This is a genomic window from Rhodococcus yunnanensis NBRC 103083 (assembly GCF_001895005.1).
In the GTDB taxonomy this organism is placed as follows: Bacteria; Actinomycetota; Actinomycetes; order Mycobacteriales; family Mycobacteriaceae; genus Rhodococcoides; species Rhodococcoides yunnanense.
This window is the reverse complement of sequence record NZ_BCXH01000003.1, coordinates 98,050-117,578: the sequence shown is the minus strand read 5'-3', so window position 1 is coordinate 117,578 and position 19,529 is coordinate 98,050. Positions and strand designations below refer to the sequence as shown.

25 protein-coding genes, 1 tRNA gene and 1 pseudogene are annotated in these 19,529 nt (G+C 64.0%); 9 read left to right on the top strand and 18 right to left on the bottom strand.

From position 1 onward, the window contains the following. Positions 1-13: 13 nt before the first annotated feature. The 3 genes from RY1_RS06970 to RY1_RS06960 form a co-directional block, all read right to left on the bottom strand. A complete protein-coding gene (locus RY1_RS06970; RefSeq protein ID WP_072802823.1) occupies positions 14-2,332 on the bottom strand; it encodes an MMPL family transporter in 2,319 nt (772 codons plus the stop codon). Positions 2,333-2,343: 11 nt separating this feature from the next. Then, on the bottom strand, positions 2,344-2,961 hold the full coding sequence (locus tag RY1_RS06965) for a TetR/AcrR family transcriptional regulator (RefSeq protein WP_072802822.1): 618 nt from the start codon (positions 2,959-2,961) through the stop codon (positions 2,344-2,346). Positions 2,962-3,085: 124 nt separating this feature from the next. Continuing rightward, positions 3,086-3,541 carry an RrF2 family transcriptional regulator gene (locus tag RY1_RS06960; RefSeq protein ID WP_072802821.1) on the bottom strand — a complete coding sequence of 152 codons (456 nt, stop codon included), beginning with the start codon at positions 3,539-3,541 and terminating at the stop codon, positions 3,086-3,088. A 159-nt stretch (positions 3,542-3,700) separates the two neighbouring features. Here RY1_RS06960 and RY1_RS06955 point away from each other — a divergent pair, with 159 nt between their 5' ends. Further along, a complete protein-coding gene (locus tag RY1_RS06955) occupies positions 3,701-4,609 on the top strand; it encodes a sterol desaturase family protein (RefSeq protein WP_072802820.1) in 909 nt (302 codons plus the stop codon). Here the strand turns inward: RY1_RS06955 and RY1_RS06950 are convergent. Further along, positions 4,590-5,282: a YceI family protein gene (locus RY1_RS06950; protein WP_072802819.1), complete on the bottom strand. Its 693-nt coding sequence runs from the start codon at positions 5,280-5,282 to the stop codon at positions 4,590-4,592. The genes RY1_RS06955 and RY1_RS06950 overlap by 20 nt on opposite strands. A gap of 161 nt (positions 5,283-5,443) precedes the next feature. Between RY1_RS06950 and RY1_RS06945 the strand changes: the two genes are divergently transcribed. Genes RY1_RS06945 through RY1_RS06925 form a run of 5 tightly spaced genes read left to right on the top strand, consistent with a single transcriptional unit; the run spans position 5,444 to position 9,101 of the window. Beyond that, positions 5,444-6,139 (top strand): hypothetical protein, encoded by a 696-nt coding sequence (locus RY1_RS06945; protein WP_072802818.1) that lies wholly within the window; start codon positions 5,444-5,446, stop codon positions 6,137-6,139. After that, the gene (locus tag RY1_RS06940; RefSeq protein ID WP_072802817.1) at positions 6,136-6,618 is read left to right on the top strand and encodes an RDD family protein; all 483 of its coding nucleotides are present in this window, start codon (positions 6,136-6,138) and stop codon (positions 6,616-6,618) included. Before RY1_RS06945 ends, RY1_RS06940 begins: the two co-directional genes overlap by 4 nt. A 4-nt stretch (positions 6,619-6,622) precedes the next feature. After that, complete coding sequence (locus RY1_RS06935; protein WP_072802816.1) at positions 6,623-7,633, top strand: PHP domain-containing protein; 1,011 nt, start codon at positions 6,623-6,625, stop codon at positions 7,631-7,633. Continuing rightward, positions 7,612-8,547 carry an alpha/beta hydrolase family protein gene (locus RY1_RS06930; RefSeq protein WP_072802815.1) on the top strand — a complete coding sequence of 312 codons (936 nt, stop codon included), beginning with the start codon at positions 7,612-7,614 and terminating at the stop codon, positions 8,545-8,547. The genes RY1_RS06935 and RY1_RS06930 overlap by 22 nt, the downstream gene beginning before the upstream one ends. Positions 8,548-8,576: 29 nt before the next feature. Continuing rightward, a complete protein-coding gene (locus RY1_RS06925; RefSeq protein WP_072802814.1) occupies positions 8,577-9,101 on the top strand; it encodes a hypothetical protein in 525 nt (174 codons plus the stop codon). A gap of 22 nt (positions 9,102-9,123) precedes the next feature. Here the strand turns inward: RY1_RS06925 and RY1_RS06920 are convergent, their stop codons facing one another. From RY1_RS06920 to RY1_RS06895, 7 genes and pseudogenes are all read right to left on the bottom strand, one after another. Further along, entirely contained in the window at positions 9,124-9,612 is a 489-nt protein-coding gene (locus RY1_RS06920; RefSeq protein ID WP_072802813.1) for an FBP domain-containing protein, read from the bottom strand. An 11-nt stretch (positions 9,613-9,623) separates the two neighbouring features. After that, positions 9,624-10,202: a TetR/AcrR family transcriptional regulator gene (locus tag RY1_RS06915; protein WP_072802812.1), complete on the bottom strand. Its 579-nt coding sequence runs from the start codon at positions 10,200-10,202 to the stop codon at positions 9,624-9,626. Positions 10,203-10,358: 156 nt separating this feature from the next. Further along, the gene (locus tag RY1_RS06910) at positions 10,359-11,078 is read right to left on the bottom strand and encodes a siderophore-interacting protein (protein WP_072802811.1); all 720 of its coding nucleotides are present in this window, start codon (positions 11,076-11,078) and stop codon (positions 10,359-10,361) included. Between the two features lie 14 nt (positions 11,079-11,092). Next, on the bottom strand, positions 11,093-11,542 hold the full coding sequence (locus RY1_RS06905; RefSeq protein ID WP_072802810.1) for a GNAT family N-acetyltransferase: 450 nt from the start codon (positions 11,540-11,542) through the stop codon (positions 11,093-11,095). Between the two features lie 40 nt (positions 11,543-11,582). Next, positions 11,583-11,762: pseudogene (locus RY1_RS06900) on the bottom strand (helix-turn-helix domain-containing protein); the annotation flags it as partial. A 73-nt stretch (positions 11,763-11,835) separates the two neighbouring features. Beyond that, the gene (locus RY1_RS29905; RefSeq protein WP_156376379.1) at positions 11,836-12,009 is read right to left on the bottom strand and encodes a MerR family transcriptional regulator; all 174 of its coding nucleotides are present in this window, start codon (positions 12,007-12,009) and stop codon (positions 11,836-11,838) included. A gap of 148 nt (positions 12,010-12,157) precedes the next feature. Continuing rightward, positions 12,158-12,499: a winged helix-turn-helix transcriptional regulator gene (locus RY1_RS06895; RefSeq protein ID WP_245819527.1), complete on the bottom strand. Its 342-nt coding sequence runs from the start codon at positions 12,497-12,499 to the stop codon at positions 12,158-12,160. A gap of 194 nt (positions 12,500-12,693) precedes the next feature. Here RY1_RS06895 and RY1_RS06890 point away from each other — a divergent pair, with 194 nt between their 5' ends. Further along, positions 12,694-14,127, top strand: coding sequence for an MFS transporter (locus tag RY1_RS06890; protein ID WP_072802807.1), 1,434 nt, complete (start codon positions 12,694-12,696; stop codon positions 14,125-14,127). A gap of 386 nt (positions 14,128-14,513) precedes the next feature. Here the strand turns inward: RY1_RS06890 and RY1_RS06885 are convergent, their stop codons facing one another. Together RY1_RS06885 and RY1_RS30340 are read right to left on the bottom strand one after the other, a co-directional pair. Further along, a complete protein-coding gene (locus RY1_RS06885; RefSeq protein ID WP_072802806.1) occupies positions 14,514-14,945 on the bottom strand; it encodes an ankyrin repeat domain-containing protein in 432 nt (143 codons plus the stop codon). Then, positions 14,857-15,174, bottom strand: a complete 318-nt coding sequence (locus RY1_RS30340; RefSeq protein ID WP_245819526.1) for an HTH domain-containing protein — start codon at positions 15,172-15,174, stop codon at positions 14,857-14,859. Before RY1_RS30340 ends, RY1_RS06885 begins: the two co-directional genes overlap by 89 nt. 32 nt (positions 15,175-15,206) lie before the next feature. Between RY1_RS30340 and RY1_RS06875 the strand changes: the two genes are divergently transcribed. Further along, on the top strand, positions 15,207-15,887 hold the full coding sequence (locus RY1_RS06875; protein WP_139279748.1) for an alpha/beta fold hydrolase: 681 nt from the start codon (positions 15,207-15,209) through the stop codon (positions 15,885-15,887). Between the two features lie 434 nt (positions 15,888-16,321). Here RY1_RS06875 and RY1_RS06870 read toward each other — a convergent pair. The 4 genes from RY1_RS06870 to RY1_RS06855 all read right to left on the bottom strand — a co-directional run bounded on the left by RY1_RS06870 (position 16,322) and on the right by RY1_RS06855 (position 17,772). Further along, positions 16,322-16,412, bottom strand: a tRNA-Ser gene (locus RY1_RS06870). Between the two features lie 59 nt (positions 16,413-16,471). Beyond that, positions 16,472-16,669: a CsbD family protein gene (locus RY1_RS06865; RefSeq protein WP_072802804.1), complete on the bottom strand. Its 198-nt coding sequence runs from the start codon at positions 16,667-16,669 to the stop codon at positions 16,472-16,474. Positions 16,670-16,759: 90 nt separating this feature from the next. Then, positions 16,760-17,212, bottom strand: coding sequence for a nucleoside deaminase (locus tag RY1_RS06860; RefSeq protein WP_072802803.1), 453 nt, complete (start codon positions 17,210-17,212; stop codon positions 16,760-16,762). Next, entirely contained in the window at positions 17,209-17,772 is a 564-nt protein-coding gene (locus RY1_RS06855) for a tRNA adenosine deaminase-associated protein (protein ID WP_072802802.1), read from the bottom strand. Before RY1_RS06855 ends, RY1_RS06860 begins: the two co-directional genes overlap by 4 nt. 64 nt (positions 17,773-17,836) lie before the next feature. On the opposite strand from RY1_RS06855, the gene RY1_RS06850 reads away from it, so the two are divergent. Next, positions 17,837-18,808, top strand: coding sequence for a prephenate dehydrogenase (locus RY1_RS06850; RefSeq protein ID WP_072802801.1), 972 nt, complete (start codon positions 17,837-17,839; stop codon positions 18,806-18,808). Here RY1_RS06850 and RY1_RS06845 read toward each other — a convergent pair. After that, positions 18,781-19,296 carry a putative glycolipid-binding domain-containing protein gene (locus tag RY1_RS06845; protein WP_245819542.1) on the bottom strand — a complete coding sequence of 172 codons (516 nt, stop codon included), beginning with the start codon at positions 19,294-19,296 and terminating at the stop codon, positions 18,781-18,783. The two genes, RY1_RS06850 and RY1_RS06845, sit on opposite strands and share 28 nt — an antisense overlap. Between the last annotated feature and the right edge of the window lie 233 nt (positions 19,297-19,529).

Below are 19,529 nucleotides of genomic sequence, written 5' to 3'. Positions count from 1 at the left end.
GCCACCATGCGCTTTACGCAGGCACGGGCTCCTCTTCGTCACGCTTCGGTAGCACCTTCGCGAGCTTGGCGCCTTCGATGTCGACGTTCGGCAGGATCTTGTCGAGCCACTTCGGCAACCACCATGCCTTGTCACCCAGCAACGCCATCACCGACGGGATGACGACCATGCGCACGACGAACGCGTCGAAGAACACGGCCGCGGCGAGCGCGAAGCCGATCGACTTGATGAACGAGTCCGGTTCGGCCATGAACGCCGCGAAGACGGAGATCATGATGACCGCGGCCGAGGTGACCACACGTGCGCCGTACTTGAATCCGTTGACGACGGCGTCCTTGGCGGGAGTGCCGTGCACGTACTCCTCGCGCATTCTCGACACGAGGAACACCTGGTAGTCCATCGCGAGACCGAACACGACACCGATCAGGAAGATCGGCATGAAGCTCACGATGGGCTGCGGGTTGCTGATCAGTCCGAGGCCACCTTCTTGGAAGATGAACACGGTTGCGCCGAATGTCGCCAGGACACTGAGCAAGAAGCCGATCGTTGCGGTCAACGGCACGAGAATCGAGCGGAACACCACCATCAGCAGCACGAACGCGAGTCCGACGACGACGGCCAGATACGGCACGAGCGCGTTCTGCAGTCGCTCCGAGACGTCGAGCTCGAGCGCTGTCTGCCCGGTCACGCCGTACGAGGCACCGGTGCTCTCCTCGACGCCGGATTCCGCGGCACGCAGATTGGCGACGAGATCCTTGGTCTCCTGACTGTTCGGTCCGCTCGACGGGGTCACGAGAATCTGAGCGGTATCGCCTGCCTCGTTGATCGCGACGACCTGCGCATTGGTGACGTCGTCCTCTTCGTAGATCGCGTCGACGACCTGCTGGAAGGCCGCAGTACGGTCGGCGTCCGCCACGCCCGACGCGTCGACGATGGTCAGCAGAGGTCCTGCCTTACCCGGCCCGAATCCTTTCTCCTCCAGGTCGTAGGCTTTGCGCACCGACGTCGACGGGTCGGAGGTTGCGATGGACGGCAACGCCAGTGACAGCCCTGTCGTGGGGCCTGCGATGACGCCGAGGAGTACAACGCCGCCGATCAGTCCGAGCAACGGGCGTTTGACGAGGAACCGTGCCCATCGCAGCCCGTTCGTCGGCTTCGCGTCCGGGTCTTCCGGGTCGGTCGTGTTGACGAACTTGATCTTGCCCGCGAAGGCCTTGCCCCGATAGAGGCCGAGCATCGCCGGCAGGAATGTCAACGCGATCAGGACTGCGATGAACACGGCGAAGGCCGCTGCCATACCCATCTGAGACAGGAACGGAATGCCGACCACGCGCAGCGCGAGGAGTGCGATCAACACCGTTGCGCCGGCGAACACGACGGCCGAGCCTGCCGTGCCGACCGAACGCCCGACGGCCTCTTCCCGGTCGTCGGTGAGCGTGAGTTCGTGGCGGTATCGAGCCAGGATGAACAGGGAGTAGTCGATCGCGACGGCAAGCCCGATCATCACCGCGAGGATCGGGGTGAACGACGACAGGTCGGCGAAACCGGACGCCGTGGTGATGGCAAGGCTGCTGATGCCGATGCCGACGATAGCGGTGATGAGCGGCAGGCTGGCTGCAGCCGCGGAGCCGAACATGATGAGAAGCACGATCGCTGCGACGGCCAGACCGACGAGCTCGGACGTGCCGCCCGGAGGAGCAGCCGACTGTGCGACGCTTCCGCCGAGTTCGACGGTCAGACCTGCATCTCGGGCGGGCTGCGCGGCCTCGTCGAGATCGGTGCGCAGTGTGTCGGTGACATCGGCGAGTTCGGCCGTGATCGGGACGGTCAGTGTGCCGACGTTGCCGTTGGGGCTGAGCGGCGACAGCGCTGCCGCATTGGCTGCTGCGACGTCCGGCGCGGTGCCGTCCTTCTCCGCCACCTCGTTGTACTGATCGACGATCGCGGTGTTGCCTGCGACCGGGTTGGCGAGCGGCTGCTGGCCACCTGGTTTGACCGATGGATCGACGTCACCGATCTTGTCGATCTCGGCGATGGTGGCATCGATGGCCGCGGTGTACGCGGGCGTGTCGAGGCTCTGCCCGTCCGGTGCGGCGAACACGTAGTCGGCCTCGACTGCGCTGAACGGATCCTTGGTGTTGCTGAATCGCTCGCTCTGCAGGTCGAGTGCCGACTGAGCCGGCGTGCCCGGAATGCTGAACGAGTTGGCCGTCGGGCCGGACAGCGTGGTTGCGCCGACGCCTGCGAGCACCAGAAGTGCGAGCCACAGTGCGATGACGATGCCTTTTCGCCGGTAGGCGAACTTCCCGATTCGATACAGATAGGTGGCCACTGGTCGGCTCCTCAGTTTGTTTTCGGTTCGCGCGGGTCCGGGATGCCGGCCTGCAGTTGATCGAATGCGTCCTCGACGAGCTGTTCCGGCGTTGCTCCTGTGGGGTTGTTGATCCAGACGTTGAGTGCGGCCGCGACTGCTCCTCCTACTGCCATCTGCAGCAGGTTGGGATACATGTCGCGGTCGAGGTCCGTGCCGGTACGTTCGGCTATCGCTTCGCCGAGCACCCGGCTGATCGACTGGTGGAGTTCGAGCTTGCGGGCCACGACGTTCGGGTGCGCCTCGACGAGTCGAGCCACGGCGAACGTCTCGGCGAGGTCCCGCTGGGGATCGGTCACGACCGAGATGGCCACGTGACGTAGGGAAGTCCAGATCGGCTCGCCTGCGGGACGTGCACGGAGAATGTCGAACCATACGAGTGCAGACGACTCGAGGTGCTGAAGGATTGCTTCTTCCTTGTTGGCGAAGTAATTGTGGAATGTCCGGGTGGACACTCCTGCCTCGGCAGCAATTGCATCGGCTGTCACCGCATGCAGACCCCGAACCTTCGCCAGACGCACGGCGGCGAGCCCGAGAGCGTCGCGCGTTGCGGCCTTCTTCAGGTCTCGCAAACCGGGCTGTTCGGGCATGCCCTCCAACCTACGGAATGTGCAGAGTTCTGCAATGTTGCACAGGTCTGCATCGTTGTACGATCGCTCACATCACCGGGTGAGTGTGCGGTGTACCACACTGCCGAATGCGAGCGTCCGCCCGTCAGCGCCGCGCCCAGGCCGCCGGGTCGGCCGTCAGATCCATGATGACGGACGGAAGATGCTCGTCGACGATGTCCGCCAACGTCACCTCCTCCAACACCGCTCGCATGTTGGCGCGCACCGCGAGCCAGACCAACCGCAGTGGTTGCGCAGGCCCCGGATAATCGACATCCTCGGGGCGCTGGCCGCGAACCGAAGCCAACGGGCCCTCGACGGCTCTGACCACATCCGCGATCGATATCTCGGCCGAGGGTCGTGCCAGCCAATATCCGCCATCGGGGCCGCGTCGACTGCGCACCAGGTCGGCGCGCCTCAGATCCGACAACACCGATTCCAGGAACTTGTGCGGGATGTTCTGCGCGGATGCAAGCGCCTCGGCCTTGCCCGGTGCACCGTGCGACGCCGCGAGTTCGAGAAGAGTACGCACGGCATAGTCCGCCTTGGCGGTAATGTGCACTGCGTTCTCCTTCGGTGGCCGTCCCTAATTCCTACCATTCGAATAGGAAATAGGCCAATCTCCTGATCTCTCGTCGCACCCACGCGTACCCAGCTATGGCCACTGTCACATCCTCTGCGTTACACTGAGCATGAAAGTGTCACGCAAAGGAGCGGTCGGATGTTCGAGTGGGTCGGTTCTGCCTGGAACTCACTGCCCGAGCCTCTTCGCGACCCCGTGGCGCTCGCCATTCCCGCGTTCGTCGCCCTTCTGGCCATCGAATGGTTCGCCGCAGCCAAACTCGAAGAGGGTGAACGCGGCAGCTATCAGGGCGCCGACGCCCGTGCCAGCGTGGGAATGGGCTTGGTCTCCATCGCGACGACCACGGTATGGAAGACGCTCGCCCTCTTCGGCTACGCGGCGCTGTACGCCTACGTCGCGCCATGGCACCTGCCTGCCGATGCCTGGTACACCTGGGTGATTCTGATCGTCGGGGTCGACGTGCTGTTCTACACCTACCATCGGATCGCCCACCGAACACGGGTCATCTGGGCGACACACCAAGCTCACCATTCCAGCGAGTACTTCAATTTCAGTACCGCACTTCGCCAGAAATGGAACAACAGCGGCGAGGTGGTCATGTGGCTTCCGTTGCCCCTGTTGGGAATTCCGCCGTGGATGGTGTTCGCCGGCTTCGGGGTCAATCTGGTCTACCAATTCTGGGTACACACCGAACGCATCGACAAGCTCCCGCGTCCGATCGAATTCGTGTTCAACACTCCATCGCACCATCGCGTTCACCACGGCCGCGACCCCGAATACCTGGACAAGAACTACGGCGGAATCTTCATCGTCTGGGATCGCCTCTTCGGAAGTTACGCCGACGAACTCGCCCGGCCGCACTACGGTTTGACCAAGCCGGTGGACACGTACAACATCTGGACACTCCAGACACACGAATACCGCTCCATCGCAAGGGATGTAGCGGCATCGCGGTCGTGGCGTGAACGATTGGGGTTCGTTCTCGGCCCGCCGGGGTGGACGCCGAGCGAGCCGAAAACGATCCGAACTAGTTCGAGTTCAGGTTGATCAGGAAGTCGACCGATCCCGAACCTTCGACGGTGACGAATCCCAGTGACGGTGGCTCGATTCCGTAGTCGGTCCACGTCGTCGGAATGCTTCCCGACGCGATGAGCGCGTCACCGGACTGCAGCACCTCCATCTCGACGGAGACCTTCTTGGCCTGATCCTTCAACGTCAGCGTTCCGTCGACGGTGACCGTCGTGGTCGTGCCGTCCTTCGGGATCGAGGACAGATCGACGGGCGAATCGAACGTGAACGTCGCGGTCGGATGAGTGGCGGTGTCGAAGATGTTGCCGCGGAACTGGCTGTCCCGCCGGTCACTGTCGGTGGTGATCGATCCGGTCTGGACCGTCACCTCACCCGCGGTCAACGAGTTGTCGGCGATGGTCACATCACCACTGACCTCGGTCGTCGATCCGACGACGGTGACATCGGCTCCGTTCAGGACCTCCTCGACGGTGTATCCGGCCGCAGTCGTGTTCGACGCGTCGCCGGGGACGATGGTCCAGGTTCCGTCGAGGTCGTCCGTCGTCGCTGCCACAGCACCGGACGTCGACACCGTCGCCGCGGGTGCGTCGTCCTCGGCGAAGAACTTTCCGTACGCCCACGGACCCACCGTCAGGCCGAGTGCCACGATCACGACGACCACTGCCCCTACGATCCACCATTTCTTTGTCATAGCGGCCAATGCTAGTTGCACCTTCAACCCCGATGGGGTTTCTCGACCTGTCAACTTCCTGAGAGATTTGTCCGAATAGGCTGTGGCTACAGCGTGAGAATGTTCCCGCACCCGCCCGTGAACTGGGATGATCTACTGACTCGGAGAGGCGGTGAGCAACGGTGTCGAACGAAGTACATCTCGTGCCGCTGGCCGTGGGAACCGCGGTGACCGCGACAGGTGCCGCACGCAGCGTCGTTCGCGGTGCCGTTCGCGGACTCACTCGGCTGCCGATGATCGGAGACACCGTTCGGACCGTGTCCGGTCGCGGCGAGCGCGCGATCGCCGCAGCCACCCTGTTGGCCGATGCCGTGTTGCGGGCGACCATCGTCAAGATCGTGGCGGCAGCGCTCGACGAGATCGACCTGACGCGTCTGATCCGCGAGAACGTCGACATCGACTCCATCATCGAAGGAGTCGACCTCGACAAGGCCGTCGCACGAGTCGATCTGGATGCAGCAGTCCGACGCGTCGACCTCGACGCCGTCGTCGACACCGTCGACCTCGACCGTCAGGTCGCGCGCGTGGACCTCGACAGAGCCGTTGCGCGAGTCGACCTCGACAGAGCCGTCGCGCGAGTCGACCTCGACGGTGCAATTGCACGAGTCGACTTGATCGCGCTGGCCAATTTCGTCATCGACGGCGTCGACCTACCGGACATCATCCGCGAGTCGACGGGATCGCTGTCCGCGGAGGCGGTCCGGGGTGTCCGCAGCCAGGGAATGCAGGCCGACGCCGCTGTCTCGCAGTTCGTCGGCAGGCTGTTCGGCCGCGAGGTCGGCCGCGATGCCGGGCCGGCGAACCAGGCGAGCACATGATCCACCCGCGCGTCGAGGACATGCGCACCGCAGGAATCGTCACTCGCGGAGCGGCTGCGGTGATCGATCTCGGAGTGGTCGGGCTGCTGATGGGTTCGGTCTACATCGGTTCGATCTTCGTGCAGCTGCTGTTCGATCCACAGTCGTTCACCTTCCGGTCCCCGGCGATATTTCTGTCGATCACGGCATTCGTGTCGATCTCGATCGGTTATCTCACGCTGTGCTGGGCAACGACGGGACGCACGGTCGGTGCGATCACGATGGGAGTTCGGCTGGTCACGCCGCGGCACGGACTGCTCAGGTGGCCGGTGGCCGCGCTGCGCGCATTCCTGTGTGTCCTGTTCGGTTTCGGGCTGCTGTGGGTGGCGGTGGACAGACGCCGACGATCATTGCAGGACATCCTCCTACGCACCTACGTGGTGTACGACTGGCAGCCCAACACCGGAATGGTCGACCCGAAGCCCGTTCCTGGACAATAGAAACATGGACCCGATCGAAGCCCTCCGCGAGATCGCATACTGGCTCGAGCGTTCCCGTGCCGACACACATCGGGTGAAGGCATACAGACGCGCCGCCGACGTCGTCGAATCACTCGGCGCCACAGCACGTGCAGAGCGAGCACGGACGGATTCGTGGGCGGCGCTTCCCGGCATCGGGGCGAAGACGTCTCTGATCATTCGGCAGGCGACGGCAGGCGATGTCCCCGAGTACCTCGCCGAGAAGCGAGCCGAGGCCCAGCCGATCGGTGAGAACGAACTGCGCGCTGCTCTCAAAGGCGACCTGCACACGCACTCCAACTGGTCCGACGGCGGCAGTCCCATCGACGAGATGATGCGGGCGGCCAAGAATCTCGGGCACGAGTACTGCGCGCTCACCGACCACTCCCCTCGGCTCACCGTCGCCAACGGGTTGACCGCGAGCCGGTTGCGTAGCCAACTCGACGTCGTCGCCGAACTCAACGAGCAGCTCGCACCCTTCCGGATTCTGACGGGCATCGAGGTCGACATCCTCGACGACGGCAGCCTCGATCAGGACGAAGGCTTGCTGGCGGAGCTGGATGTCGTTGTCGCGAGCGTTCATTCGCACCTTCGCGCCGATTCGGACACCATGACTCGGAGGATGGTGAACGCCATCGCCAACCCCCACGTCGACGTCCTCGGCCACTGCACCGGCCGACTCGTCGAGGGTGGACGCGGCACACGTCCCGAGTCGACGTTCGACGCCGACGTCGTATTCGAAGGCTGCATGCAGTACGGCACGGCCGTCGAGATCAACGCGCGCCCCGAACGGCAGGACCCACCCGAACGGCTCATCGACATCGCGCTCGAGCGTGGATGCCTGTTCTCCATCGACACCGACGCCCATGCACCCGGTCAGCTGGACTGGCAGGGCTACGGATGTGTTCGGGCCGAGGACCGCGGCGTGCCCGCCGAGCGAGTGATCAACACCTGGCCCGTCGATCGATTACTCGCATGGACAGGCGGCGATCGGTGACGCTGCGGCAGGCCTTGATCACCCTGATCACCGTCGCTCTACTCACCGGCTGTTCCGCGCCGACGCACACCGGCGCTCCCCCGTCCGCGACGTCGTCGCCTGCATCGATACCGGCGTTGGTCCCGGCACCGTCGGAATCACCGCTCCGGCTGAAGTACGGCCCGAACAGTGACAACGTCGGCGACCTCTATCTACCGGACAACGGGGTCGATTCGATTCCGGTCGTGGTGATGATCCACGGCGGCGGATGGCAGCAGAAGTACGACATGACGTATTTCGCCCGCCTCTCGCAGACGGTAGCGGACCGCGGAATCGCGGTGTGGAACATCGAATATCGGCGGGGTACAGGGAACTGGATCGACACGCTCGCCGACGTCGACAACGCCACCGAAGCAGTGGCGACGACCGTCCAGGAGGCCGCGGGAGGCCGCCTCGACCTCGACCGAGTACACGTCGCCGGGCATTCCGCCGGCGGCCAGCTCGCCGCATGGCTGGCCGGGCGTCACACACTGCCCGCGTCCGCACCGGGCGCTCAGCCGAAGATCGTGCCGCGCAGCGCAACCATCATGGCAGGCGTGTTCGACATGGCCCGTGCCGCGAACATCGGCGGCGACAAGCTCGTACCCGCCTTTCTCGGTGGAATGCCCGACGCGGTTCCCGACAGGTATCGCATCGCGTCACCGATCGACCATCTGCCGATCGGCACCGAGGTGAGCGCGATTCATGGGGACGCCGACAAGACGGTGTCGGTCAACCAGAGCACGGCGTACGTCGAGGCGGCACGAGCTGCAGGCGACCAAGCCGAGTTGACCATTCTGCCGGGCGTCGGGCACGGCGACTTCGTCGATCCGGAGTCCATTGCCTGGTCGACGACCGTGAACACGATCGCCGAACATGCGGCAACTCTCGACTGAGCCGGCGCCCACTCTGGTACACAGGGCGCATGAAGCGGATCGTCTTGGCAGCAGCGTTCGCCGTACTGGTCCTCGGCGGATGCGGCACGGACTCGTCGAACACCGCAGGCGAGACATCGCAGCAGACGCCCGAGGCCGCCGTGTCCGCGGCGACAACTGCACCCACCGCGGCACCGGCACCGGCGACGCCGCAGTCGGTGGCCACCGCGGCCCGGCCTCCCGAGCCTGCCTCCGCGTCGAACACGGCCGAATCGGCGGCAGCGCGGACTCCGCCGTTGGTGGTTCCCGAGCTGCCGACCGAGCCAGGAGCAGAACTCGGTCTACCGGAGCCGGGGGCGGACATGCCGCACGGCGAGGAACTCTACGCCGAGACCTGCAACCGGTTCGTTGCCGTCATCGATGCCTTGGCAGCGTCGGGAGCAGCGACGCGTCAGGAGTCGGTCGCCGGGATGGCCGCCCAGATGCAGGCGAATGCAAGTTGGCCGACCCTGTCCACCGAGGACCAGCAGACCATTCTGCGAGGACTCGACGCTGCAGGTGGCGGAAGCTGCTGATCCTCGAAAGACGCAGCGACGATCAGGTGTAGAGCCGGTCGACGAACGCGTCGACATTCTTCTGCAGTCGCTCGACGCGCTCGTCCGGCGTGAGACTCTCCCGGTAGCGGTTCCCGAGCGCAGGCGTCTTCTTCCCGCGCGCGTAGAGCGGGCACGCGAGATCGGTGCACATGTACGTGCCGACGGTGTTGCCCTTCCGTCCGGATTCACCGACCTTGCGCGCCGTCATCAGCGACACGTTCCCGCGTGAATGCATCGTCATGCAGATCGTACACATCTGGGCGCGATCCGATCCGCCGGTCTCGTACCGCACCGCGATTCCGACAGGGCCGTCCGGTCGCGGCACCACGAGGTATGCCCTGCCCGCGTACGACGGGTCGGTCCATCCAAGGAAATCCAGTTCGTCCCACGACGTGTCGGCAAGGGTGCGCGGAACGTTCAGTCGCTTCGCATCCCCCTTGGAGCAGTTGACGAACGACGCTCTGATCTCGTTCTCCGTTATCGGTTCCATTCTTCTTCTCCTCAGCTCGTGCCAGGCCAGTTCGTGAGGGCATGGTGCAGCACATCGAGCACGCGCACCCAGGATTCCTCCGTCTCCCGCGGTGGACTGCTGTGCCCGAACCCTCCGGACGCCTCCAATGCGATGAACCCGTGAAACGTGCTGCCCAGCAATCGAACTGCATCGGTTTCGTCGGGTTCGGTGAGCCCGTACGCGCGCAGAATCGCTCGCGACATCGCCGAGTGGCGTCGACCCGCAGTCAGCGCCTCGGCGTCGACGTCGAGCTCGAACTGCGTCGACCGGTACCGGCCAGGGTGCTCGCGTGCATAGTCGCGGTACGCGCCCGCGAACGCCACGAGCGCATCCTTGCCCGCACGCCCGGCCAACGCGTCGGAAACCCGGTCGGCGAGTTCGGACAGTGACGCAACGGCAACCTTCTGCCGAAGATCCCGCAGGTTCTTGATGTGCGAATACAGACTCGCATCCTTGACGCCGAACGAGCGGGCAAGCGCCAGCACGGTCACGTTCTCGAAGCCGATCTCGTCGGCCATGTCTGCCGCCGCCTCGGTCAGGCGGGCGACATTCAGCCCGGCGCGTGCCATCTCTTCTCCTGGCTAGGGTTAGTAGGCTATTTCCTAGCCACTCTAGGCAGAGTAGCTCTCTGCGAGCCTCGACGCCACCCGATTTTCCGATTGCATCGCTTGAATGGTTCATTCATGTTGTCAGACAACATGAATGAACCATTCAAGCGGTAGGGATCACTTCCAGTACGCCTGGGATTTGATCGACCCCTTGTCCAAACCGTGAGTTGCCCTGAGGGTTTTGACAATCGCGCGCGTGGTTCGCCCGTCGCACGCGACCCACGCGAAGGCCCCGGATGCGGGAGTGAGCTTCTCGGCCTGCTCCCGCATGAGGCGACCGTCGTCGACGCGCTGCAGCCACGTCACCTCCGTTGCGGCACCGGCATGCACCGGCAGCGTCCTGTCGGACTCGTACTGCCACTCGAGCCACACCTTCGCCGGAGTGCCCCCGATGGCGTCCAGAATCGAGTTGATCGCCGGAAGCGAAGCCGTGTCACCGAAGATCAGCAGCTCGGACGGCGTCGGTTCGGGGATGGCGAAATTGGACGAGCCGACGCCCTTGGCCATCAGACTGGCCTCGATGACATCGCCGGGCTTGGCATTCTCCGCCCACTTCGACGCAGGCCCATAGTGGAGTGCGAATTCGATGGCGAAAGTATCGTCCGCCGGGTCCTGGTGGACGAGCGAATAGCCGCGTTGACGCTCGCGGCCCGTGCCGTCGTCGAACCACAGCCGTATCCACTGCGTCGGGTGCACCGGATGTTCAGCCAGCAAGCCGTCGCCGGTGAATCCGATGCGGACGTACTTGTCGGTGACGGGTTCGGTAGATGTGACGGTCAGGGTGTAGTTCTCCGCCCGCCACGCCTTCATGATGATGCCATCAACACCTTTGCTCATGAGGGCAGGGTATCCTAATTATCGGCGGGATCCCATGCATAGATCCGCTCGATCGGGCGGGAACCGTCGGCCATGACCCAGTCTGCCTGCCTTGCGTACACCAGCGTCCAACCAGTGCGTTCATACAGTGCAATGGCAGCATCGGACTGTTCGACGACGTCGAGCATGTTCGCGCCTATGCGTCGAGCCTCGGCGAGCAGTGCCTCGCCGACCCGCAGTCCGCGGGCGCCGGGCAGGACGAACAACCTCGACACCCACCGCACGTGGTCGCGTTCGACCACCACAGCATGACCGACGATCCGCCCGTCGAATTCCGCCACGATTGCGTGCGCCGTTCCTGGCGGTTGTAACCAATCCTCTGCGTCGTTCGGCCACACATTCGGGTAGCCGTCCGCGTCGTGGACTTCCCGCAACGCCGCCACGCACTCGGGTAAGTCAGCCGGATCTCTCAGTCGGAGGTTCACTGGTCCGGACGGTACCTCCCCGAAACAGAAATCCCCACCCCGAGCGGTCGGCCATCGCTGCCTGCCCGCCGGTGCGGTATCGGTCGGCCCATTTCTTGGCCGTGGTCGGCGAAACTCGGGAGCGTTCGGCGGCGCGGCGGATGGACCAGCCGTGGTCGACGATCGACTCTTGCAGTTTCGCTCGCCCCTTCGGGGTGAGGAAGGCATTAGCGTGGGACATGAGGGCCTCTTGACTGTCGGTGCAGTTGTGGTGACCACACCAGTACCGGAGGTCCTCACCTGTCTGCCGCCACCTATTCTTGAATAGTCGTCAGATTTTCTTGAATAGTCGTCAGATTCTCCTGCAGCGCAGCAATATCGGCGCGAACCACGCCTTCATGTTCTTGCAGCAGGCTTGGACGTTGGCGTTCATTTCCCGGGCCGGTCCTCACGAGTTCGGCGAAGCGCCGCGGCGTGGCGATCGACATGCCCGACGCACTGAGTCGCGTGCACAGTTGTAGCTACTCGACATCGCTGACGTCGTAGATGTGGGTCGCCGAGGCGATGTGAACATCCTCCGGGGTCTGCAAGTCGGACACCGGCCGGAAAGTTGTCGTTGCATGACCACGAACGAGGTCAGATGAGCTGTGATGCGGTCGCCGCGTTGTCGAAAGACTGACGCGCGCGGGCGATCTGGACCTGATGCTTCTCGGTCCAGCCGACGAGAGCCTGAATGGTTCCCAGCAGCGTGCGGCCGAGGTCGGTCAACCGATATTCCACGCGAGGTGGGATCTCCGGATACACGCGGCGGTCGATCAGCCCATCACGCTCGAGGTTGCGGAGTGTGACAGTCAACATCCTCGTGCTGATCCCGTCGATCTCACGGCCCAGTTCGCCGAATCGCAACGTGCGTTCGGCGAGGAGGGCTATGACGAGAAGAGACCACTTGTCAGCGACTCGATCGAGGATTTGGCGCACTTCGCAGTCTTCACGCGTATCCCACTGGAATGCCTCGCGCCCATCTCGACAGCATTCATCTGTGACCTGGTCACTTCCTGCGGTGTAACCGACTGACTCCGAAGTGCCTTCTTGTGCCATCTGTTCATGATGACCCACCCTGAACACGGTTACAAGAAGTAACCAAGACATGTTTCGTCACTGAGGAGACTGCTGTGACCGAATCCGAAGCTACCGTCGTCAGCGACAAGCTATCCCGACCGCGACGGGCGTGGGCAGTCCTTGCTGTCGTGACCGGTGCCCTGTTCCTCGAAGGCATCGACATCGCAATGCTCAACGTCGCAGTTCCCAGCATTGCCGCCGACATAGGCCTCGACACAGGCTCCGCGCACTGGGTGATCAGCACCTACGTGCTTGCGTACGCCGGATTCATGATCCTTGGGGGACGCGCGGCCGACGTACTCGGACGGCGACGCATCTTCTTGACAGCTCTCGTCGTCTTCGCAGCATTCTCGGCGCTCGGGGGCATCGCGCAGGACTCGTGGGTGTTGATTGTGGTCCGCTTCATCACCGGCGCCACTGCCGGTTTCATGACTCCCGCCGGGTTCAGTCTGTTGACGACCACATTCTCTGAGGGTGCTCTCCGCAACAAAGCCCTCGCGATTTACGGAGCGATCGGCGCATCGGGGTTTCTTCTCGGTGTGGTGGCAGGAGGTCTCCTCACGTCCTTGGACTGGCGCTTGGTGTTCTTCGCACCAGCGCTGTTCGGCGTCGCATTCTTCGTCGCAGGCTGGGCGTCCATCAACCCCGATCAGCCGAGGTCGGCGGAAGCGGCACATGAACACAGGCAGTTGGATATTGCAGGTGGCCTGACACTCACCGCTGCGATGGTCAGCCTGGTCTTCGGGATCGTCACACTCGGCGAAAGCGTCACAAACCCTTTGGGACCGATAGCTTTCGGTCTGGCGACCGTCTTGACAGTCACTTTTGTGGTCATCGAGAAACGAGCATCCAACCCCCTGATTCCGACCGGGGTCCTGACGACAGGCCTGCTGCCGTGGGCGAGCTCGATCGGACTACTGTTCATCGGTGCGTTCTTTGCGTGGCAGTTCGTGCTGACGCTCTACCTTCAAGAATTGCTCGATTGGACACCCCTCCAGACAGGGTTCGCGTTCACCGCGATGGGAATCGAGTTGGTCATCGCCCCGTTCCTGACACCGAAATTAGTCGAACGATTCGGCAACGTCACCGTGGTCGTGACCGGGCTGGCCGCAGTCACAGTCGGGTTCGTTCTCACGCTCCGACTCGACTCGGATTCGGGGTTTCTCGACCTGCTGCCATCGCTGCTCTTGCTGGGGGTGGCGTTCGCGTTCATCTACGGTCCTCTTACAGCCGCGGCCGTGGAGGGTGTCGACGAGAACAAGCACGGCGTCGCCGGCGGAATCGTGTACACGGGCTTTCAATTCGGTGCCGCTCTGGGGGTATCAGCGGCGACCATCCTTCTCGTTGGAAGCGATCATGACGTTGCCCAACCCCACGACTATCAGCGAGCGTTGGTCGTTCCCGCTGTCGCCGCCGGTCTAGCCCTTCTGATCGGGCTGCTTCTGTCGGTTCGACAGCGAACTCAGCCGGAGGAGGTCGCTGCCTGATGGCTCGGGTCGCGGTGCATGTGGCAGAAGGGCACATAGACACGAGCTGGCGCGGTCGTCGAACGGAGCGTGACGCGGGGAGAGGACGGAATGTGCCAAACGCAACGACAACGTCCTGACCATTCACGACCCAGAGCGGTTCGAGGAACTGCTTGGCTGCCCAATTGCAGACGTTGCCGCGCGTTGCTTCTCCTGCGAAGTAGAAGGAAAACAGAGGCTCTCGCGCGAAGGGACACTCATTGCCGCCGGGTTGATTTGAGTCGGTAGTAACGGTAACCGTCTGGTCATCGGAACGACCCATACCTTCCACGGGTCGATCGAACGCGCAATCTTGTGTGCCTTGGATCTGATCTCGGCCAGTTCGGCGTCGACATCTGGGTAGTTGCTCACGGTAGGTCAGCGAACTCTGCTGCGACCTCTGAGTTCCGGATATGGTCACGGACAATGTCCAGGGGACTGATCGGGTCGAAGTAGTCGCTCGTGATTGTCTTGCTGGTGGCGTCAGCACCGCGGTCGCGCAGAACCCGGATGGTAGCGATGGCGTTGCTGGCCCCGTCGTTCTTGGGGGCCATGATGGCGCGTTCGAGTGCGGATCTGCCTGTCGAGTTGATGGCGTTGACGTCGGCACCGTGGTTCAGGAGGACGGTGACAACATCGACGAATCCCAACTGTGCAGCGAAGATCAGGGGCGTCCACTGCTGATGGTCACGACTGTTGACGTCCGCGCCGTCAGCGAGCAGTTGTCGCACGTCGTTTATTCTGTTTTCGGCTGCGGCGTAATGCAGCGCGGTGCGGCCGAATTCGTCGATGTCTGGCATCGATTTCGCCTCTCTCGAGTGGTTGCGGTTGCCGGTCATGCCCTGGCTGCGCCCAAATTGGAAATCCCGCTTGTTGGAGTGCGCTGATATCCCGCTTGATGGTGCGGACGCTGACTTCGAACACCTCCGCGAGGCGCTCGGCTGTCCGACCCGATCGCCCCGCCCGTCGCAGCTCCTCACGGACGGAGTACAGCCTGTCACTTCGGTTCACTGGCAAATGGTGACACATAGGTGTCACTCGTCCGGCCGACGATTGGAATCATGACTGACACGCATTCCCCAATCTTGTTCCTCAGCGGCGCCGGCCTTCCCACCTGGATATGGGACGAGGTACGCAGTCGAGTAGGCGCAGAATCGGCAGTTGCCCCGCGGCCCTCCGCACACTCAGATGCTCCCTTGAACGCCTACGTAGAAGCTGCCGTAGACGCCACCCCACCAGGAAGATTCGCTATCGTGGCGCATTCTTCGGGCGGCGTTGTCGGCGCAGAAGTGGCGCGTCTTCTTGGAGAGCGCGTGAGTTCGTTCCTCGCGATCTCCGCCGTGATCCCCACCGGCACCGATTCCTTCGTATCCGCGATGCCCGCTCCGAATCGATGGGTGCTGCCGACGTTGATGCGTCTTGCAGGCACACGCCCACCGGCCAGAGCTATAAGGCGCGGGCTGGGTCGAGGCTTGCACATCGACGACGTGGAACGCATCGTCACCGAATTCGTCCCCGAGTCCCGTGGCCTCTACATGGACCAGACGGGCCAACACGAGTGGTCTGGTCTCCGCGGTTTCTTGCTGACGACCGATGACAAGGAGCTTCCGCTCGGAAGCCAGCGCCGCTTTGTTCAACGACTCGGCGCGCAGTGGACTCGAGAGATCACGACGGGACACCTGCCAATGCTCCAAGACCCGAAGGCAACCGCCAGCGCGATCGGTGAGTTCGTGACGACGTGAGAGCACCAACGCCGACAAGCGCACTTGCGAACGCCCAACTCAGCTCTTCCCGAGGGATACTCCGGACATCTGACCGACGGACAAGTGAAGCCAGGATTGGGCGCGGTTGTCGGCGTGGGTGCACTCCTTTCAGGTGGTGAGCAGGTCTGAGCCAGCGGCGCCGGGGCAGCCTTCGCGCGGGTAGGGCCGCCCTGGCTGTTGTGTCAGTCGGGTCGGTGTCGGTTCGCTGCTCGACCAAAGCCGGGGCCTCGCACCCGATCGCCCACGCTGCATCCTCGCACCCCGACAGGGCCGCGATGACTGATGAATCGAGGGATGAGCAGAAGGGGGACGCATTGCTGTGGAACCAGTTGTAGGTTGTGTCGGCCCGGTAGCGGGCCGACGCAGACGTCGCAAAAAAAGCTCCCCACCTGCATTGAGCAGGTGGGGAGCTTTGGCGGTGGCGGAGGGATTTGAACCCTCGGACGGGGGTTACCCGTCACACGCTTTCGAGGCGTGCTCCTTAGGCCGCTCGGACACGCCACCGCGGAAAACTGTACCGCAGTGGCGGCGCGAGACTAAATCGCCTGTTCAGAGCAGAAAAATCAGTGTCCGGTGAGCTTGTCCTTGACGGTCGAAGCTGCATCCTTGATCTTCTCGCCCGCGTCCTTGACTGCGGACGAGGCCTGATCACCCTTGCCTTCGGCTTCGAGGTCACGGTTGCCGGTCGCGGCCCCGGTTGCTTCCTTGGCCTTGCCGCCCAGATCCTCGGCCTTGTTCGAGATCTTGTCGTCGAGTCCCATGAAATGCCTCCTGAGAGTGTGTTCGAAGCACAATTGCCGCGCCCCTGATTCGATGTTTACCCCTGGGTAACGGCACCAAACATGAGAATTTCATGAGCGTTTCGAACCGAAATATTCGCGCAGCACCGCCCCGCACTCGTCTTCGAGGACCCCGCCGCGCACGTGCGGCCGATGCGTCAGCCGACGATCGCGCACCACGTCCCACAGTGAACCCACCGCACCCGTCTTGGGCTCCCACGCCCCGAACACGATGCGATCCACCCGCGCCAGCACCAGGGCACCCGCGCACATCGTGCAGGGCTCGAGCGTCACCGCAACCGTGCACCCCTCGAGACGCCACCCGTCCCCGTGGACGCCAGCGGCGGCACGCAGTGCGAGTACCTCGGCGTGTGCCGTCGGATCGCCGGTCGCCTCGCGGGCGTTCGCCGCGCGTGCCAGCTCTCGGCCGTCGGCGTCGAAGACCACCGCACCCACCGGAACATCGAGTTCGGACGCCTCACCCGCCGCCGCGAGGGCCGCACGAACGAGGTCCTCGTCGGTCACCGAGGCAGCTTGTCCAGAACGGCCGATAGCTCGTCGGGGAACCCCAGCCGTTGCGCGATGGATCCGAGCTGCTCGTCGGGGTAGAGATCCGTCTCGGCGACGATGATGCCCAGCACGGGCTCAGGCAGTCCCAGATCGGCCAGCAGCGACAGATCGCCTTCCTCCCAAGGTTCGATGTCGTCGAGCTCGTCGGGATCGATATCGGGGATCTCGATGTTCAACGCCTCGAGAACCTCGGCAGCGATGTCGTAGTCGATCGCGGCGGTGGCGTCGGAGATGAGCAACCGGGTTCCCGACGGTGCAGGCCTCAGGATCACGAAGAACTCGTCGTCGACGTCGAGCAGCCCGAAAATTGCCCCCGAGCTCCGCATCTCACGCAGTTCGGTCTCCGCGGCCGACAGAGACCCCAGCGACTCGGGAGAGAGCGATGTCACCTTCCACTTGCCGTCCTCGTGGACGACCGCGACGCCGAAACCCTCCAGGTCGTCGAATGCGCTCGTATCGGGAGCGTCGAACTTCTTCGCCTGTGCGGAGTTGTTGCTCCCGCGCTGTGCAGCCATGCGCGCAACGGTAGTCGCCGTCAGCCCTCAAAATGAAGTCCACCGTGCCCGGGCCCGGTTACTCGTGTGTCAACCTGGTCACGTGACTACTGCTCCCGTGTGTGTGCTCGGCTTGGGATTGATCGGCGGATCGGTGCTCCGCGCGGCTGTTCGTGCTGGTCGGACCGCCTGGGGATACAACAGGTCGGCCGACGCCATCGCCGGCTCGCGCGAGGCCGGGTACGACACCGGCACCGATCTGATCGCCGCACTCCACCGCGCCGCGGAAACGGGCGCCCTCATCGTCATCGGTGTTCCGATGCCCGCCGTCGATCCGATCCTGGACGCCATCGCCGAACATGCACCGAACAATCCACTCACCGACGTCGTCAGCGTGAAGGCGGAGGTCGCCGCGGCGGTGGCCCGGCACGGGCTGTCGGCGACCTACGTCGGCGGGCATCCGATGGCAGGGACGAATCAGTCCGGTTGGTCCTCGGCCGACCCCGACCTCTTCCAGGACGCGGTATGGGTCGTCGGTGTCGACGACGACGCCGACCCGGACGTGTGGCGTCAGGTCGCCTCACTGGCTCTGGACTGCGGATCCGTCGTCGTACCGGTGGAGAGCGGCGAGCACGATCGCGCGGTTGCCCGCATCTCCCATCTACCCCACCTGCTGGCCGAGGCGCTCGCCGGCGTCGGCGCGGTCAGTCCGCTCGCCCTCGGCCTTGCTGCGGGCTCGTTCCGAGACGGCACACGGGTGGCGTCGTCGTCGCCCGATCTCGTGCGCGCGATGTGCGAGGGGAATGCGGATGCGCTGACCGAAGCACTCGACGAGGCCTTGGCTGTGCTGACCCGGGCCAGGGAGGAGCTCGTCCACGAGCGGTCGACGCGCACGCTGGTCACGGCCGGTCACCGCGCGCGACTCCTCTACGAGGAGCACGAGCGGTTCGACATCTCGGGGGTCGAACCAGGAGACGACGGCTGGCTGGAGAAGTTCCGATCCGCCGGCAGGCTCGGTGGCGTGGTCCGTCAGATCCGCTCGGCAAGCCCCGGGTAGTCGAGTACGAAGCCGTCGGAGTCGACCGTCACCGAGGAGCTCGACACGGGCGAGAGCACGTGGATGCCGTCGGACCCGCTGCTGTAGGTCAGGCTCGCTTCTTGGATGCTCAGGTCGAGCAGATTGACGTAGACGACCGGTACCTGCAGGTCCACGGAATCGGTGTGGAGCCCGAGCCTGCGGATCGGAAGAGTATTGAAGAACGGGCTGAGCACCACATCGACGTCGAGGGCACCGTTGTAGGTGGAGCGCTGGTGACTGCTGGAGTTCTCGATCATCCAGTAGCCCTCGTCGTCGCGGCTGACGGAAGCTTGCTTTTCGCCGCCGGCGACCGAGGTTCGCAGCGACAACCTGCGAGTGACGCCGGTCTCGTCGGTGACCAGGTCGTACGACGCGCTGAACGCCGGATGTTCCGAGCATGCGCCGCCGATGATCCGGCCTGCCGCCTTGATGCGGTTACCGCTGAGCTGCACGCGGACCGATTCCATCCGGGGTGCCTCCTGCGATCGCCACGTCAGGATTGCCGGCCAGGCTTGCGTCGACGGCGCTGGGGCGGAAGCGCGTTCTACACCCGATGTTGGAGTGGTCACTCGACTACGGTAAGCGACGAGGCACCCGCCAGATCAAGCGGTGGTGACTTTTCTGCCTCGGCATCTCGGGCGCCCGGCCGCTCGAGGCCGTCGCAATCGGTGGAAACGTCGCGTTTCGGGTGCCGACGGCG